At 38.7% G+C, this 14,121-nt stretch carries 14 protein-coding genes (1 of these 14 cut by a window edge); 6 read left to right on the top strand and 8 right to left on the bottom strand.

Annotated elements, in window-relative coordinates; genetic code table 11:
- Positions 1-152 precede the first annotated feature (152 nt).
- The 5 genes from AMET1_RS06875 to AMET1_RS06855 all read left to right on the top strand — a co-directional run bounded on the left by AMET1_RS06875 (position 153) and on the right by AMET1_RS06855 (position 6,899).
- Positions 153-1,163: an ABC transporter substrate-binding protein gene (locus AMET1_RS06875; protein ID WP_161490817.1), complete on the top strand. Its 1,011-nt coding sequence runs from the start codon at positions 153-155 to the stop codon at positions 1,161-1,163.
- Between the two features lie 19 nt (positions 1,164-1,182).
- The gene (locus AMET1_RS06870; RefSeq protein WP_086637740.1) at positions 1,183-2,268 is read left to right on the top strand and encodes a FecCD family ABC transporter permease; all 1,086 of its coding nucleotides are present in this window, start codon (positions 1,183-1,185) and stop codon (positions 2,266-2,268) included.
- Positions 2,262-3,083: an ABC transporter ATP-binding protein gene (locus AMET1_RS06865; RefSeq protein WP_201721312.1), complete on the top strand. Its 822-nt coding sequence runs from the start codon at positions 2,262-2,264 to the stop codon at positions 3,081-3,083. Before AMET1_RS06870 ends, AMET1_RS06865 begins: the two co-directional genes overlap by 7 nt.
- A 186-nt stretch (positions 3,084-3,269) precedes the next feature.
- The gene (locus AMET1_RS06860) at positions 3,270-5,711 is read left to right on the top strand and encodes a nucleotide sugar dehydrogenase (RefSeq protein ID WP_086637739.1); all 2,442 of its coding nucleotides are present in this window, start codon (positions 3,270-3,272) and stop codon (positions 5,709-5,711) included.
- A gap of 219 nt (positions 5,712-5,930) precedes the next feature.
- Positions 5,931-6,899, top strand: a complete 969-nt coding sequence (locus AMET1_RS06855) for an ABC transporter substrate-binding protein (RefSeq protein ID WP_161490816.1) — start codon at positions 5,931-5,933, stop codon at positions 6,897-6,899.
- A gap of 276 nt (positions 6,900-7,175) precedes the next feature.
- On the opposite strand, the gene AMET1_RS06850 is transcribed toward AMET1_RS06855, so the two are convergent.
- From AMET1_RS06850 to AMET1_RS06840, 3 genes are all read right to left on the bottom strand, one after another.
- Positions 7,176-7,928 (bottom strand): nucleotidyltransferase family protein, encoded by a 753-nt coding sequence (locus tag AMET1_RS06850; RefSeq protein WP_086637737.1) that lies wholly within the window; start codon positions 7,926-7,928, stop codon positions 7,176-7,178.
- A gap of 102 nt (positions 7,929-8,030) precedes the next feature.
- Positions 8,031-9,311: a 3-hexulose-6-phosphate synthase gene (gene hxlA, locus AMET1_RS06845; RefSeq protein ID WP_086637736.1), complete on the bottom strand. Its 1,281-nt coding sequence runs from the start codon at positions 9,309-9,311 to the stop codon at positions 8,031-8,033.
- Between the two features lies 1 nt (position 9,312).
- Complete coding sequence (locus AMET1_RS06840) at positions 9,313-9,876, bottom strand: CBS domain-containing protein (protein ID WP_086637735.1); 564 nt, start codon at positions 9,874-9,876, stop codon at positions 9,313-9,315.
- Between the two features lie 67 nt (positions 9,877-9,943).
- Between AMET1_RS06840 and AMET1_RS06835 the strand changes: the two genes are divergently transcribed.
- Positions 9,944-10,456, top strand: coding sequence for a winged helix DNA-binding protein (locus tag AMET1_RS06835; RefSeq protein WP_086637734.1), 513 nt, complete (start codon positions 9,944-9,946; stop codon positions 10,454-10,456).
- 101 nt (positions 10,457-10,557) lie between these two features.
- Here AMET1_RS06835 and AMET1_RS06830 read toward each other — a convergent pair whose 3' ends face one another.
- From AMET1_RS06830 to AMET1_RS06810, 5 genes are all read right to left on the bottom strand, one after another.
- Complete coding sequence (locus tag AMET1_RS06830; RefSeq protein ID WP_143406892.1) at positions 10,558-10,956, bottom strand: transcriptional regulator TbsP domain-containing protein; 399 nt, start codon at positions 10,954-10,956, stop codon at positions 10,558-10,560.
- 155 nt (positions 10,957-11,111) lie between these two features.
- Positions 11,112-11,606 (bottom strand): metal-dependent hydrolase, encoded by a 495-nt coding sequence (locus tag AMET1_RS06825; RefSeq protein ID WP_086637732.1) that lies wholly within the window; start codon positions 11,604-11,606, stop codon positions 11,112-11,114.
- A gap of 119 nt (positions 11,607-11,725) precedes the next feature.
- Positions 11,726-12,733: a lysylphosphatidylglycerol synthase transmembrane domain-containing protein gene (locus AMET1_RS06820; RefSeq protein ID WP_086637731.1), complete on the bottom strand. Its 1,008-nt coding sequence runs from the start codon at positions 12,731-12,733 to the stop codon at positions 11,726-11,728.
- 26 nt (positions 12,734-12,759) lie between these two features.
- The gene (locus AMET1_RS06815; RefSeq protein WP_086637730.1) at positions 12,760-13,311 is read right to left on the bottom strand and encodes a methyltransferase domain-containing protein; all 552 of its coding nucleotides are present in this window, start codon (positions 13,309-13,311) and stop codon (positions 12,760-12,762) included.
- A gap of 129 nt (positions 13,312-13,440) precedes the next feature.
- On the bottom strand, positions 13,441-14,121 hold the 3' end of the coding sequence (locus tag AMET1_RS06810; protein WP_086637729.1) for a ferrous iron transporter B. It continues 1,017 nt past the right edge of the window; only the last 681 of its 1,698 coding nucleotides appear in the window; its start codon lies beyond the right edge, outside the window; it ends in the stop codon at positions 13,441-13,443.

The following is a 14,121-nucleotide window of genomic DNA, read 5'->3' as shown; positions in this document are numbered from 1 at the left end:
TAAAAAACTGTTTATAAATGGAAGGTCGTTACTAAGATGTGTTTATATGGATAGCGTTTTATTGTTATGTTTTTAAGTAAACAGTTTTTTTGTTGGAGGAATGTAAATTGGTACCGCGTAAATATCTAAAATTATTGTTTGTTGTCTGTTTGTTGTCATCTGTATTGTTGGTCGGTGGTTGTGTAGATTATTTCGAGAGTGATAAGGAACGGATAACAATTGTTGATTCTACTGGAGAGGAGATTGAAATTAACTATCCTGTTGAGAATGTAGTGACGTTAACTAGTGATTCAGCCGAAGCTGTTAGAGCTTTGGGGGCTGAAGATAAGGTGGTTGGAATAAATGACTATATGAGCGGTGATTTCTGGGGAGATTTAGGTGAGATTGATAGTGTTGGAAACATCTTCAATCCTAATCCAGAGGAGATAGCTAGTCTTGAACCAAAACCTGATTTAGTTCTTACATACACTGAGTATACTGAAGATCTTGAAGATGATTTAAAGCCGTTTGGAATAGATGTTGTTAGGCTTGATTTCTATAAGATGGATAGTATAGAAGAGGAGATAGAGATACTAGGTGAAATACTAGACAAGGAAGATGAGGCTGAAGAGCTACTTAACTTCTATAACAAACATATGGATGAGGTTAAAGAGCTTGCTGGTGATATAAACGAGAGTGAAGTGAAAGATGTTTATATTGAGGGATTTGAAGAGTGGAGCACTGCCTCTACAAACGAAAGTAACTACCACCAGGTTGTTGAGTTGGTTGGAGCAAACAACATTGCTGGAGACCGAGACAGGACATATCCTACCGTAAGTGCTGAATGGGTTCTTGATAACAATCCGGATGCTATGATGAAGGTGGTTCAGGATTCAAGTGTACTAGGGTATGATGTGAACTGTACAGAGAACGCTGAACAGATGTACAACGATATTGTTGATAGGGAGGGGTTGTCGGAGACAGATGCGGTTAAAAACGACGAGCTCGTATTGGTATCTCAAAACGTCTTATCAACAATGCAAAACAACATTGGTACATTAATTATGGCTGAGTATCTCTATCCAGATGTATATGAAGATATAGATCCAATGGAAGTTCATGAAGAATATCTAGAGGATTTCCATGGAATAGAGTATGATGGGATTTGGTATTACAGCAAATAACAAAGAAAGTGGTTAATGTATGGGGTTGGAACATGGAGGTTATTGGGATTCTGAGGATGGATACGCCAAATATATAAATAGAAAATATCTGTTTTTGGTCACCAGCCTCATAATCTTAGGTATAACTTCTATTGCTTCACTGTCAGCTGGAAGTGCCACCGTTGGGATAGTTGAAGCTGTAAACGCAGTTTTAAACAGGTTTTTCCCAACTACATTCAGTTCAAGCCATCTAGAGTCAACCATTGTCTGGCACCTAAGAATGCCGAGGGTTTTCATGGCAATAGTTGCTGGAGCCTGTTTAGCCGTCGCTGGAGTCGTAATGCAGAACATACTGAAAAACCCTCTGGCATCTCCATACACACTGGGTGTAGCATCAGGTGCTGGATTCGGAGCCGCATTAGTGATTGTTACAGGCGGTTTTCTAGGACTTCAAACCTTAATCGGTCAAGACTGGGTTTTAGTCATAAGTGCATTCATTTTCGCACTCGCACCAGCCTTCCTAATCATCGGCATCACCAAAATGAAGGGTTCAGACAGCGCAACCCTCATACTTGCCGGTATCGCAATGATGTACCTTTTCTCAGCCGGACTATCACTACTACAGTATATAGGTGACGAATCAGAGGTTACAGCGATAGTTTACTGGCTTTTCGGAAGTTTAGGTAAAGCAGACTGGATGAACACCGGAATAGTAACAATAATACTACTAATAATGCTGATACCTGTAGTTAAATGGACCTGGGACTTCAACGCTTTAATGCTAGGTGATGAAACCGCATCCAGTTTAGGAGTTGACGTAGAAAAAATAAGGATATACGGAATGGTTGTAGCCAGCTTAATGACTGCCGCAGCAGTATCCTTCCTAGGAACAATAGGATTCATCGGGTTGGTAGCCCCACACATAACAAGAATGATATATGGAACCGACCACAGATTCCTCGTACCAGCATCCGCAATAATCGGCGCAATAATACTTGTAGCTTCAGACACCGTAGCTAGAACCATAATATACCCCGAAGTACTACCAGTAGGAATACTAACCTCATTCCTAGGTGTACCACTATTCCTATACCTAATACTCAGAAGGAGGAAAAGAAATTGGTAACAATACAAGTAAACAACGTTAATTACGACTACAATGGACACAAAGTCCTCAAAAACATCAACCTAAACCTACAAAAAGGACAGGTAATCGGATTATTAGGACCCAACGGCTGTGGAAAAACAACCCTACTCAAATGCATATCCGGAATCCTCACACCAAAACAAGGAGACATAAAAATAGATGGATCCAGCCTACCCCAAATAGACAAAAAACAAAGAGCCAGAAAAATCGGATACGTACCCCAAGCCGAAGAAGTAAACTTCTCAATAACAGTATTCGACACCATACTAATGGGAAGAAAACCCTATCTAGGCTGGAAACCAAGCAAAAAAGACCTAAAAATAGTCAGAAACCTAATCAACAAATTCGACCTAAACCACCTAGCAATGCGCGGCCTAGACGAACTAAGCGGAGGTCAAAGACAAAAAGTCATTCTAGCCAGAGCTCTAGCACAAAAACCCAAAATACTGGTCCTAGACGAACCCACAAACAACCTAGACATCAAACACCAAATAGAAATGCTCAACATAACAAGAAAACAAACCAAAAACAACATACTAGTCCTAATAGCAATACACGACCTCAACCTAGCAGCAAGATACTGCGACCAAATAATAATCATGAAAAAAGGACAAATACACGCATCAGGCGGACCAGAAACACTATCCAAAAAAAACATAGAACCAGTATACCAAATAAAAATAAAAATAAAAAACATCGACGGCCACAAAATCATAATCCCAAAATCAGAACAAAAAACCCCACACCTATACGAAGAAGACCCACAAAAAATACCACAACCAACAGAAACCTAACCCAGAAAAAACAAAACAACCCAACTAACCACTCTATAAAACCCACCGGCTACTCTAAATACAGAGATTACATCATTTCTAAAGATTCATTTTAACTCAAACTTTTATTTTCTTGTTTTTTTTGTTCTTTTTTTTTGTTTTTTATCCGTTAGGATTTTTCTTTTTGAGGATTAGATAATAGGTGTTATGAAGGTTAGTATTGTTGGTTCTGGTTATGTTGGTACTACGACTGCTTTGTGTCTTGCTGAGCTTGGGCATGAGACTGTTAATGTTGATATTGATCCGGATGTTGTAGATGGTTTGAATAGTGGTGTGCTTCACATTCATGAGCCGGGTCTTCAGAAGTTACTTGATGAACATCTGGGTTCTCGTTTTTATGCGACTACTGATTATGGTGTTGTTGGAGATACTGATATTACTTTTATTTGTTTGCCTACACCTAGTTGTGAGGATGGGGGTCTTGATTTGTCGGTTGTTTTGGATGGTGCTCGGGAGCTTGGTAAGGCGTTGATGTCGGAGGAAAGCCATATGGTTGTTGTTAAGAGTACTGTTCTGCCTGGTAGTACTAAGGAGGTTGGTAGGGTTGTTTTGGAGAAAAGTGGGTTGAGGAAGGATAGTTTGTTGTTGGCATGTAACCCTGAGTTTCTGCGTGAAGGAACGGCGGTATATGATTTTATGGAGCCGGATAGGATTGTTTTAGGTGGTGATGAAGAGGCAGTTGAGAATTTGAAGCAGCTGTATAGGCCTTTGATTGATGATGGTTTCCAAGTGTTTGAAACCGATGTAAAGACGGCTGAGATGGTTAAGTACGCCAGCAATTCTTTGCTTGCAACCAAAATTAGTTTTGCTAATGAAGTTGGGAATATATGTAAAAAACTTGATATTGATTCGTATGAGGTTATGGATGGGGTTGGGTTGGATAAGCGTGTAGAACGTAGTTTTTTAGATAGTGGTGTTGGTTTTGGTGGAAGTTGTTTACCTACCGGGGAGAGGGTTTTGGTAGAGGTAGATGGTGAGTTAAAGTATATTCCGATAGAGAAGCTCCATAGTTTGTTTATCAAAGATTGTAGTTTGAAGGCTTACAGTCTAGATTTAGATACAGGTAGTCGGGAGTTTAAAGAGATTACCACCGTTACTGAAAGACCTTATAATGATGTTTTGGTTGAGGTGTTTACGGAAAGCGGTCGTTCTTTGAAAGCGACGGAGGACCATCCATTTATTGTTCAGGATGGTGGTTGGAGCGTAAAGCCTGCAATCAATCTGTCGGTTGGTGATGAAATACCTTTGATTGGGGAGTTTCCAGTAAACCCCGTATCGATAGATTTCTTAGAGATAATCGAAAAACATGGTGTTGAAGATGTTTTGATCGATGTAGGTGGGGAAGAAGAGGATTGGGTCCCAGTTGATGAAGCAGTTGGTTTAGATATGTCTGAGAAGGATAGTTGTAATATAAAGGGGTTGGGTGGTGGTGTTTTTGAGTCACCTTGTTCTTTAGGTGAAGACATCTGGATGTTTATAGGTAGTTTTATAAATTTTGGAGACACCGAACAGCTTATCGATAACGGTATGTGTGTTTTTAGAACGATGGATGCTGATAACTTAGATCCAGTGTATGAATTTTTGAATAGATTCGAAGTGCCTTACACGATAACTCCAGGAGATAAAAACCAGTTAAGTATTGAAAACCAGTTGGCCGGGGCTTTATTAAAGGAGTTTTGTATCGGTGTTTATGGTAAAAAAATACCTGAACAGGTGTTTCAAGAAACAACCGATAATAAAAAAGCCTTTTTAAAGGGAATTTTCCCCAACTACAGTGGTGGTCGTGGTGAGGCACAGTTGATTATTGGGCCTGAACTCCAGTTGTTGGGTGAACAACTATCATTGTTGTTGGAGTCACTGGATATCGATACAACGATAAAACGTAGTAGTGGGTCAGAACTAAAACTGGATTTTGAAAAAACATTGGGTTCTAAAGAGGTTAGAAATGATATCAAGATATCTCGTACTGAACGTCTAAGGATTTTTAGAGAAAAAAACAAAAACGGAGAAGAAAATCATGTGGATCGGGTTGTTGAAATAGATAGGTATACAGAGGATGTTGATGTACATTCAGTCGAGGTTGAAGACAACCAATCATTCACAGCTAGTTATGGTATTATAATCCACAACTGCTTCCCGAAAGACGTTCGAGCCTTGAAATCTAAAGCAGTTGAAGTAGACGAAAAACCGGATATACTTGACGCAGTGCTGAAAACTAACCAGAAACAACCTCAGAAAATAGTTGAGATGTTGGAGTCGAAAATCGGTGAGCTAAAAAATAAAAAAATAGCTGTATTAGGCCTAGCATTTAAACCAGGAACCGATGACATACGGGAAAGCAGAGCATTACCTGTTATAAAAACTCTAAAACAAAAAAACACCACAATATACGCTCATGACCCGAAAGCAAGTGAAAACATGATGGATGTATTTCCAGATATAAACTACGAAAAAACACCGGAGAAAGCATTAAACCAAGCGGATGCCTGCCTAATACTGACCGACTGGGAACAATACAAAAAACTAGATATAGATATTCCATGTATAGAGGGACGTAGACTAGATAAATGTGAGGGGCTCTGCTGGTAACGAATTTCCCCAAACCCTATTTATTACTTTTTTATTTTTTTTATGTGTTTTTTAATACTTTTTGATAGAAACGTAATATTTATGTTGTTTTGTACAGATATAGAAATAGTTTAAAATGTATTTAAGGGATCAAATATGGTGAAAAAACGTTATTTAAGTTTTTTTATTGTTTTAATAGTATTAGCTCTATTTATATCGTTTGGAGGTTGTATCGATGGTATGGAAAGCGATAAAGATAAAATAACAATCGAGGATTCAACCGGTACTGAGGTAGAAGTTAACTATCCAGTTGAGGAGATAGTTACATTAACAAGTAACTCTGCAGAAGCTGTCAGAGCTCTTGATTGTGACGACAAAATTGTTGGAATTTCAGAGTTTATGAAGGGCGACCAATTTTGGGAAGATTTAGATGATAGAACTACCGTAGGTAATTTTTTCAACCCTAACTATGAAGAGATAGCCAGTTTAAATCCAGATCTAGTTATTGCATACTCTGATTATGAAGAAGACCTTGAAGACAAACTTGATAAGTTTGACATAACTGTTGTTAGACTGGATTTCTATAAAGTAGATCAAATAGAAGAAGAAATCGAGATTTTAGGTAAGATATTAGATGCAGAAGACAATGCAGAAAAACTGTTAGATTTTTATGAGGAATCAATGGAAGAAATAATCGAACTTACCAATGAAATCGGGGAAGAAGATGTTAAAAATGTATATATAGAGCAATTCGAAGAATACACCACTGCAGCAACAAACGACTCCAACTGGCATCAAATGCTAGAGTTGATTAATTCAAGAAATATCGCCGAGGATTTAGATAAAACCCATCCAGAAGTTAGTCCAGAGTGGGTAGTTGATGAAAATCCTGAAGTTATGATTAAAATAATCAGGTGTTCAGATACACTTGGATACACCGTTAACACAACAGAAAAAGTGGAAAACGAGTATAACACGATAATGGAGAGAACAGGTCTGTCCCTAACAACCGCATTAGAAGAAGATGAAGTACACCTTCTCTCACAAGACGTCGTTTCAGCAATGAGATACCCTATTGGAACTTCATTGATGGCAGAATCTGTATATCCCGAAATATACGATGAATTAGATCCAGACGAACTCCATAAAACCTATCTCACAGAGTTCCATGACCTAGAATACAAAGGAGAATGGAGTTACCAAACCTAACTATTTCTTATCTCTAACCAGGGCTACGAAAAAACCTCTCCTCCATAAGGAGAGGACACACCTCTATAATAAAATAAAAAAACTAAACAACAAGCCACACCCATATTGCCTAAACAAAAAAAACAATACACAATCAGAGAAACAAACCATATATCAACTCGAATACCATCTGATATTCTATACTAAATGCAGAATAGAACTGTTATATCTAGTATATGTGAGGAACCTTTTTTTATTATGTAGGTTTTTTGTGACTGTAGTTTTTATAGGGGTTTTTTATTTCTTGTTTTTTTGTGCTTGTATGTCGGCTTGTTTTAGTGATTCGAATGTTCCTATGTCGTATCTGGTGCCGTTGAATATATATCCGTGTAGGTTGTTTTCTTTTTTTCTCATGAGTTCTATTGCGTCGGTTAGCCATAGTTCTCCTTGTTTTCCGGGTGTGGTTTGTTCGATGTATTCGAATATTTTTGGGTTCATTACCATGAGGCCTGCGATGTTTAGCCAGTGGTCGTTTCTTTTGTATGGCTGGGCTTCTTTCATGGTTGGTTTTTCTATCATTCCGTGTACTTGGCCGTTTTGGTCTATGTCTACGATTCCGAACCGTCTTGGGTCTTCAACTTTGTCTAGTACGAGTGTTCCTTGGCTGTTTTTTTGTTTGTGGTAGTTTATTATGTCTTCCATGGTGTTGTAGGGGGTTATGTAGTTGTCTCCGTACATTATGACGAAGTCGTTTTGTATGAAGTCTTTTGCGAGTGATATTGCGTGGGCGGTTCCTTTTGGTTTTTCTTGTACGCGGTAGTATACGTCGATTCCTAGGCGTTCTCCGGATCCTAGGTAGTCTATTATGGCGCTTTTTTGACGTCCTACTACGATTAATACTTTTTTGATTCCGCCTTTTTTTAGTACTGTTAGTACGTGTTCTATTGTTGGTTTTCTACCGACTCTTATCATTTCTTTTGGTATTGCGTCTGTTATTGGTTTTAGTCTTGTTCCTTTTCCAGCTGCTGGTATTACGGCCCTATCTACCATGTTATCACGTTTGTTTTTTGTTAGAAAGGTATTTATCTATTTTATATTGTTTTTGGGTGTTTTTATTTCTTTGTTTTGTTGGTTGTTTTTGGGTTTGGTTGTTTATCTTTGTTGGTTTTCCCATTTTTTTAGTTCTATTGCTTTTGATAGTGTTTTTCCTTGTTGGATTTGGCTGCGTACTCTGTCTTCGTTTTCTTTTATTAGTTTTGCTTTGTTTATTGCGTAGTTTATTTTTTGTTTTTTTATTGCTATTGCGCCGTTTTGGTCGGCGAGTATGTAGTCTCCGGTTTTTATTGTTGTGGGGCCGATTTGTATTTCTGTTCCTATTTCTCCGTTGCCTTTGGGTTCTCCGGCCGCTGGTGTTGTATGTGTTGCCCATGCGGGGTATTTTAGTTTTTTTATTTCTTTTATGTCTCGTATTCCGCCGTTTATTATAACGCCGTTTATGTTGTTGTTTATTGCAGATTTTGTTGCTAGTTCTCCCCATACTGCTAGGTTTCCTTTTGATGCGTCGATTACTATTATGTCTCCTTTTTGTGCTTTGTCTATTGCTTGTACTGGTTTTGACCAATCTCCGTTCATTGTTTTGACTGTTAGTGCTCTTCCGAATGTTTTTTCTCCACTGACTTGTTGGATTGGTATTATTCCTTTTCGGTTTAGGGCGTCTGCTAGGTTGCAGGTTGTTATTTCTTGGATTTTTTGTTTTGTGGTTTGTTTTTGTTTTGTGGTTTGTTTTGTGGTTTGTTTTGTGTTTTTTATTGCTTTTTTTATTTCTCTGGTTGATTTTTGTATGTTGCTGGATCTGGTTATTGCGCCTCCTACTATTATTATGTCTGCTGTTTTGGCTGCTTGTTTTGCTGTTTGTTTGTTGAGTCCTCCGGCTACTGCTATCTGTGTGTTTGTTATGTTGTTTGTGATTTCTTTTAGTGTGTCTAGTGGGTTTGCTCCAGCCATTTGTTGGTCTATTCCTGTGTGGACTAGTATTATGTCGGTTCCTAGGTTTTTTAGTTGTTTTGCTCTTTGTACTGGGTTTTTTGTGTTTATTAGGTCTGTCATTATTTGGGTTCCGTATTCGTTTGATTTTTGTACTGCGTCTTTTATTGTTTGGTCTGCTGCTGTACCGAGTATTGATATTATGTCTGCTCCTTTTTTTGATGCGATCTCTACTTCTAGGCTGCCTGTGTCCATTGTTTTCATGTCTGCGATGATTTTTTTGTCTGGGTGTTTTTGTTTTAGTTGTTGTACTGCTTTTAGTCCAGAGGATTTTATTAATGGTGTTCCTGCTTCTATCCAGTCTACTCCTCCTTTTACTGTTTGTTCGGCTATTTCTAGTGCTGTGTTTAGTTCGGTTATGTCTAGAGCTACCTGTAGTTTTGTTTCCATTTTATTTTTCCTCAGCTACTTTCATGATGTCGTGTTTTGTTATTACTCCGACCAGTTTTCCTTTTTCTGTGACTAGGATTGCGGGGGTGTACTCTAGCATTCCTAGCACTACTTCGAGGTCGGTTACCGGTGTTACTGTGGGGAAGCAACTGCCCATTACGTCTTCGACTTTTTTGTCCCGTATTCTCTCCGGTGTTGTGGAGTCTAGTTCGTTTATTATTGTTGATTCGCATACGCTGCCGATTGGGACTCCATGTTTGTCTATGACGGGTATTTGGCTGAAATCTGAGTCTCTCATTACTTCGATTGCGTCTTTTAGTTCTTGATAGCATTTTACAGTTATCACTGGGCTGTGCATCACGTCTCCTGCGTTTATTCGTTCTTTTTCCGCTTCCTGTAGTGTTTCGTAGATTTTTTTGAATGTTGAGAATCTTGGGTCTATATCGAGTGATTCTATTCTGGCTATCAATGGTTGGGAGACACCTGCTCGATCTGCAAGCTCGCTCTGTGTCATCCCAACTTTTTTTCTGAGTCTCTTTATGTCTCCCAAGCTTGGTAAGTTCATCTTAAAGAAATAGATTTCCCGGGATTATAATCAAGTTTTTTATAGTTTGTGTTTAAATGAATGTTTAATGAAAAAAGAACTAAAGAAAACCTTGTTCAAAGAGGTCCCGGTTAAAATTTTACTAACAGTTTATCGTGAAGGTGAGACATATCCAACCGAAGTTTCATACAGCCTTGAAGGCAGTTACTCCCATATCATCAAAACTGTATCCAAGTTGGAAGAGGTCGGTTTGTTGGAATCAAAAATCTCTGGCCGAAGAAAAGTAATTAAATTTACAGATCGAGGAGAAAAGGTCGCAGAACTAATAGCAGGAATGCTTGAAATCAATGAAAACGGATATTCAACCAATGAAGAAAAAAAAGTAAAGGAAATTTTAAACAAAATAGAAGAGATCTACGAAACACAACTAAAAGGAAAAGACGGTATCTCCCAAAAAAAAGCCCGCAACATCGGAAAAAGACTCGGACCCTATAAAAGAGAACTAGGCAAACTAGAAGGTTCAACCAATACCCAGCTCGTAGAGCAGGCAAGAAAAAGAATAGACGAAATCATGGAGTTAAAAAACCAACTACGTGAATAACAACCAAACAACAACTAAAACCAAACCAGACAATCATACACACATAACAGTCAAACCGATTCAACCTACTTTGATCTGGTTTTGTTTGTATTTTGTTTGGTTTATAGGTCTCCGTTGTTTTTTATATTTTTTTTGAAGAATGTTTTTCCGAACATTTTTTCGAATCGTTGTTGGTTGAGTTTTAGTTTGAGTTTTGGTCGGCCGACGCCTTCTTTTATTTTGTTTTCTTTTATTAGCTCTAGATCTATGAGGAAGTTTTTTCTTCTGGAGAAGGTTGCTGGTGAGGCTACTCCGTTTTCTTCACCCCAGTTGATGATGTCTTGGAACAGTTCTTCGTTTTTGGCTGCTGAGAGTATGATGATTGAGATTACGTCGATTAGTTTTTCATTGCAAATCCGGTATTTTTCTCCTTCGAATTTCCGGTTTAGAAGCTGGAAATCTATTACGGTTTGTTTTTTCAAGTATTTGGACATACTCTCAACTGTTTCAGCACACTTCATCTAGATCTATTGTTCTATTTAGTAATTTGTTTATAAAGTTTTTTTCATGGTTTGCAAGGTTTTAGCGATTGATAGATAGATTGCACAAAAAGTTTAGGAAGGTAGGTTAGGTTAAGTTAGGTTAGGTTAGGGTTGTTGGTTGGTGAGTTTGTTTGTTATATGGATAGCCAGATTATTGATGTGAATGTGAATACTCCGGCCATTAGGAATGTTGTGTTTGCTAGTCTGTTTTGGGCTTTGAACATTTTTGCTGTTATTTTTTTGTTTGTGAATGGCCATAGGGGTTTTACTCCCATTGGTGTTAGCATGTCTCCGAATATGTGTGATGTTATTGCTGTGGTGCCTGTTAGGAATCCTAGTAGCCAGGTGGTTATTCTTTGTTCGATGGGTAGTGTTTGGAATAGTGAGATTGTTCCGAGGAATAGGAATGCTGTTAGTATTCCGATTATGAGTGCGAAGAGGATTGTGTGGGTGAAGCCTCGGTGGGTTAGGAATGTTGTTTTTAGGTCTATGTCGGGGAGGTTTGATAGTGTGATGGCTGTGAGGGTTGCTGGTAGTAGTATGTACCATGCTGTTCCTATGTATAGGTATGCATATGCTATTGGGGCGTAGAATAGTAGGCTGAGTCCTATGTGTCCTTCTTGGTACAAACCATCCCCTCCAAGTTAATGTTTGTTTTGATGTAAAATAAGGCTGTCTAAAAAGTTTTTATTGGGTAATTGGTTTTTGGGTTTGGTTTTTTGGTGAAAAAAAGGTTTTTTTGTTTTTTTTATTTGTTTGGTGGTTTTTTTTGTTTATTTTTGAGTATTGGTATTTCTGTGGCTTTTGATATGTATATTGATGCTAGGAATGATATTAGTAGTGGGAACCAGTAGGTTACAAGCCTTGTTACGAGTGCTACTGCGAGGCCTTCGGTGAATGTATAGCCTGTTATGTTGAAGAAGATGGCCATTGTTCCTTCAAACGTTCCTATGCCGCCTGGTGTGAGTGGTAGTAGGCTTGTTAGGTAGCTGATGTATGTGATGACGGTTATAGCTACTATTCCAACTTCATAGCCTAACATGTATCCAACTATCCAGACTTTGATTGGGTATAAGATCCATATTGCGGTGGATATTGTGAATAGGTAGGTGAAGTCTTTTTTTGTTAGTATTTTGCTTGATTCGAGTGATGCTTTTCTTAGGAAGTCGAGGCTGGAGAGTGCTTTGCCTATTAATCCTTCTCCTGTTTCTCTTAATGGTTCTCCCCAATATCTGGACCATATTGTTAGGGCGGCTAAAGTTAATACGATTATTGTTAGGAATCCGAGTCCTAGGAATGTGGTTCTGGGTAATCCATATGCTATGTATCCTATTATTGTGAAGAATAGTGTTATGAATAGGAATGGTATTAGGGAGATGTATTTTTGGGCTAGCATTACTGCTGTTGAGTCTGTGTACTCCATCTCTGTGTTGTGTCGTAGTAGATATATTTTGGCGGCTTCACCTCCTAGTTTTGAGGAGGGTGTTACCATTTCTACGAAGGATCCTGCTTGTAGGATTAGGTATGTTTTCCAGAGGTCGATGTAGTTTGAGGTTTTATTGATTATATATTTCCATTGGTATGCTATCATGATTGTTGTGGTGAGTTGTAGGATTAGTAGTAGGGTTAGGTGTTGTGGTGTTGTTTGGGTTAGGGCTGTTAAAAGTTCTTGCCATCCAGCCCAAACAGTTAGGCCCATTAGTATTGATACGCCTAATATCCATAAGGCGATTTTTTTATTGAAGCTGGGTTTCAAGTGTTTAGCTCCTGTTGTTTAGGGGGTTATTTTTTTGTGTATAGGCAGGATCGGTTGAAGGTGATTAGGTTGTGTTTGACGCATTCTTTTGGTTTTTCTGAATTATGGATTTGGTCGTATTGGTTTTTGAATCTCTTTCTGGGTTCTCTGACAAGGAATTGTGCTTTTGGGTTAGCTGTCTGGATAAATCTGTTGTATATCTTTTTTTTGGGTGATAGGTGGAGTGCGGTGTAGACGTTTTGGTAGTTTTTGTAGTCGATTTCGCTTGCTTTTTTTTCTATTGTTTTTATTTTATTTTCTATATCGAGTTTTTGTAATGTTTCTCTGGCTAGTTTTGTCATCTCTGGGTTTTGGTCTACTGCGTGTACCTGTAGGCCTGTTTTTTTTGCTAGGTAGTATGCTGTGAAGGGCATGCTTCCGCATCCGATGTTTAGTAATGGTTGTTTGAGTTCTCCATGTTTTTTTGTTAGTTGTATCTCTCTTTCAACGACGTTTTGGTATGGTTTTGCGTAGATCTTGAAGAATAGGGGGGATCTACTGAATGTTTTTTCGAGTTTTTTTGATATTTTTTTTAGCACAGATAACCGTCCTTTTAATACAAACTTGAAGTTTAAATTATTTTTTAATTAATACAAAGGTACTTGTTAATTTTTTTAAGGGTGGGTTAGAGATATCACAGGGTTGGTGTTTGTTTTTTCTATCAACAGTTAGATAAGGAGTCCAATTCTTGCAACGACACCGCCAACTGTAAAAGCCACAACCGTAGTTGCTAAAAGAACACCAACAGTCATACGGAGTGAAAACTCTTTTGCTAGTATTGCTAAAACAGCGATGCAGGGGATGTAAAACAAACCGACCAACGAAGCGACAAATAACTGTAGCACGGTTAGCTCCATCTCAATCAATGGGAGCACAGTTAATTCACGCCGCACCACACCGAGTATCAAGGGAACTGCGGCCTCACTCGGCAACAACAACCACTCAGTCACTAAAGGCTCTATAACCCGGCCTAAAACCTTCAAGACCCCGGTTTCATATAGAACAGAGGCAGCGCCAACCGCACCAACCAAAGGAACCGCTCCATCCAAGATAAACCCCTTCATTCTCATAACCCATTTCTTCCACAACATCCCGAGGTCTGGAGAGAGAAGAACCGGTAGTTCAACAACATCCAAAGAACCTCCCGTACCTAACAACCGACCCATAACCAATGCAACAACAACCAAACCACCAAAATGAACCGCAAACAACCCAACTACAGCCAACAAAGAAACCTCAGCCAACAAAGCGATAAACGCACCGGTCTGAGCAATGCAAGGAACCGCCATACAGATCATCGTTGCCAAAACAACCCGCCTCTGCCGAGACCCAGCAGTACGAGTAGCAGT

Source organism: Methanonatronarchaeum thermophilum (assembly GCF_002153915.1).
GTDB classification, from domain to species: domain Archaea; phylum Halobacteriota; class Methanonatronarchaeia; order Methanonatronarchaeales; family Methanonatronarchaeaceae; genus Methanonatronarchaeum; species Methanonatronarchaeum thermophilum.
Note: the sequence above shows the minus strand (reverse complement) of the source record. Positions and strands in the feature narration are given on the sequence as shown.

What these genes read in the sequence shown, in the direction of transcription:
- AMET1_RS06870 (WP_086637740.1), top strand. Translation starts at nt 1,183, where the DNA reads ATGGGGTTGGAACATGGAGGTTATTGGGATTCTGAGGATGGATACGCC.
- AMET1_RS06860 (WP_086637739.1), top strand. Translation starts at nt 3,270, where the DNA reads ATGAAGGTTAGTATTGTTGGTTCTGGTTATGTTGGTACTACGACTGCT.
- AMET1_RS06855 (WP_161490816.1), top strand. Translation starts at nt 5,931, where the DNA reads ATGGAAAGCGATAAAGATAAAATAACAATCGAGGATTCAACCGGTACT.
- AMET1_RS06850 (WP_086637737.1), bottom strand. Translation starts at nt 7,928, where the DNA reads ATGGTAGATAGGGCCGTAATACCAGCAGCTGGAAAAGGAACAAGACTA.
- hxlA (WP_086637736.1), bottom strand. Translation starts at nt 9,311, where the DNA reads ATGGAAACAAAACTACAGGTAGCTCTAGACATAACCGAACTAAACACA.
- AMET1_RS06840 (WP_086637735.1), bottom strand. Translation starts at nt 9,876, where the DNA reads ATGAACTTACCAAGCTTGGGAGACATAAAGAGACTCAGAAAAAAAGTT.
- AMET1_RS06835 (WP_086637734.1), top strand. Translation starts at nt 9,944, where the DNA reads ATGAAAAAAGAACTAAAGAAAACCTTGTTCAAAGAGGTCCCGGTTAAA.
- AMET1_RS06830 (WP_143406892.1), bottom strand. Translation starts at nt 10,956, where the DNA reads ATGAAGTGTGCTGAAACAGTTGAGAGTATGTCCAAATACTTGAAAAAA.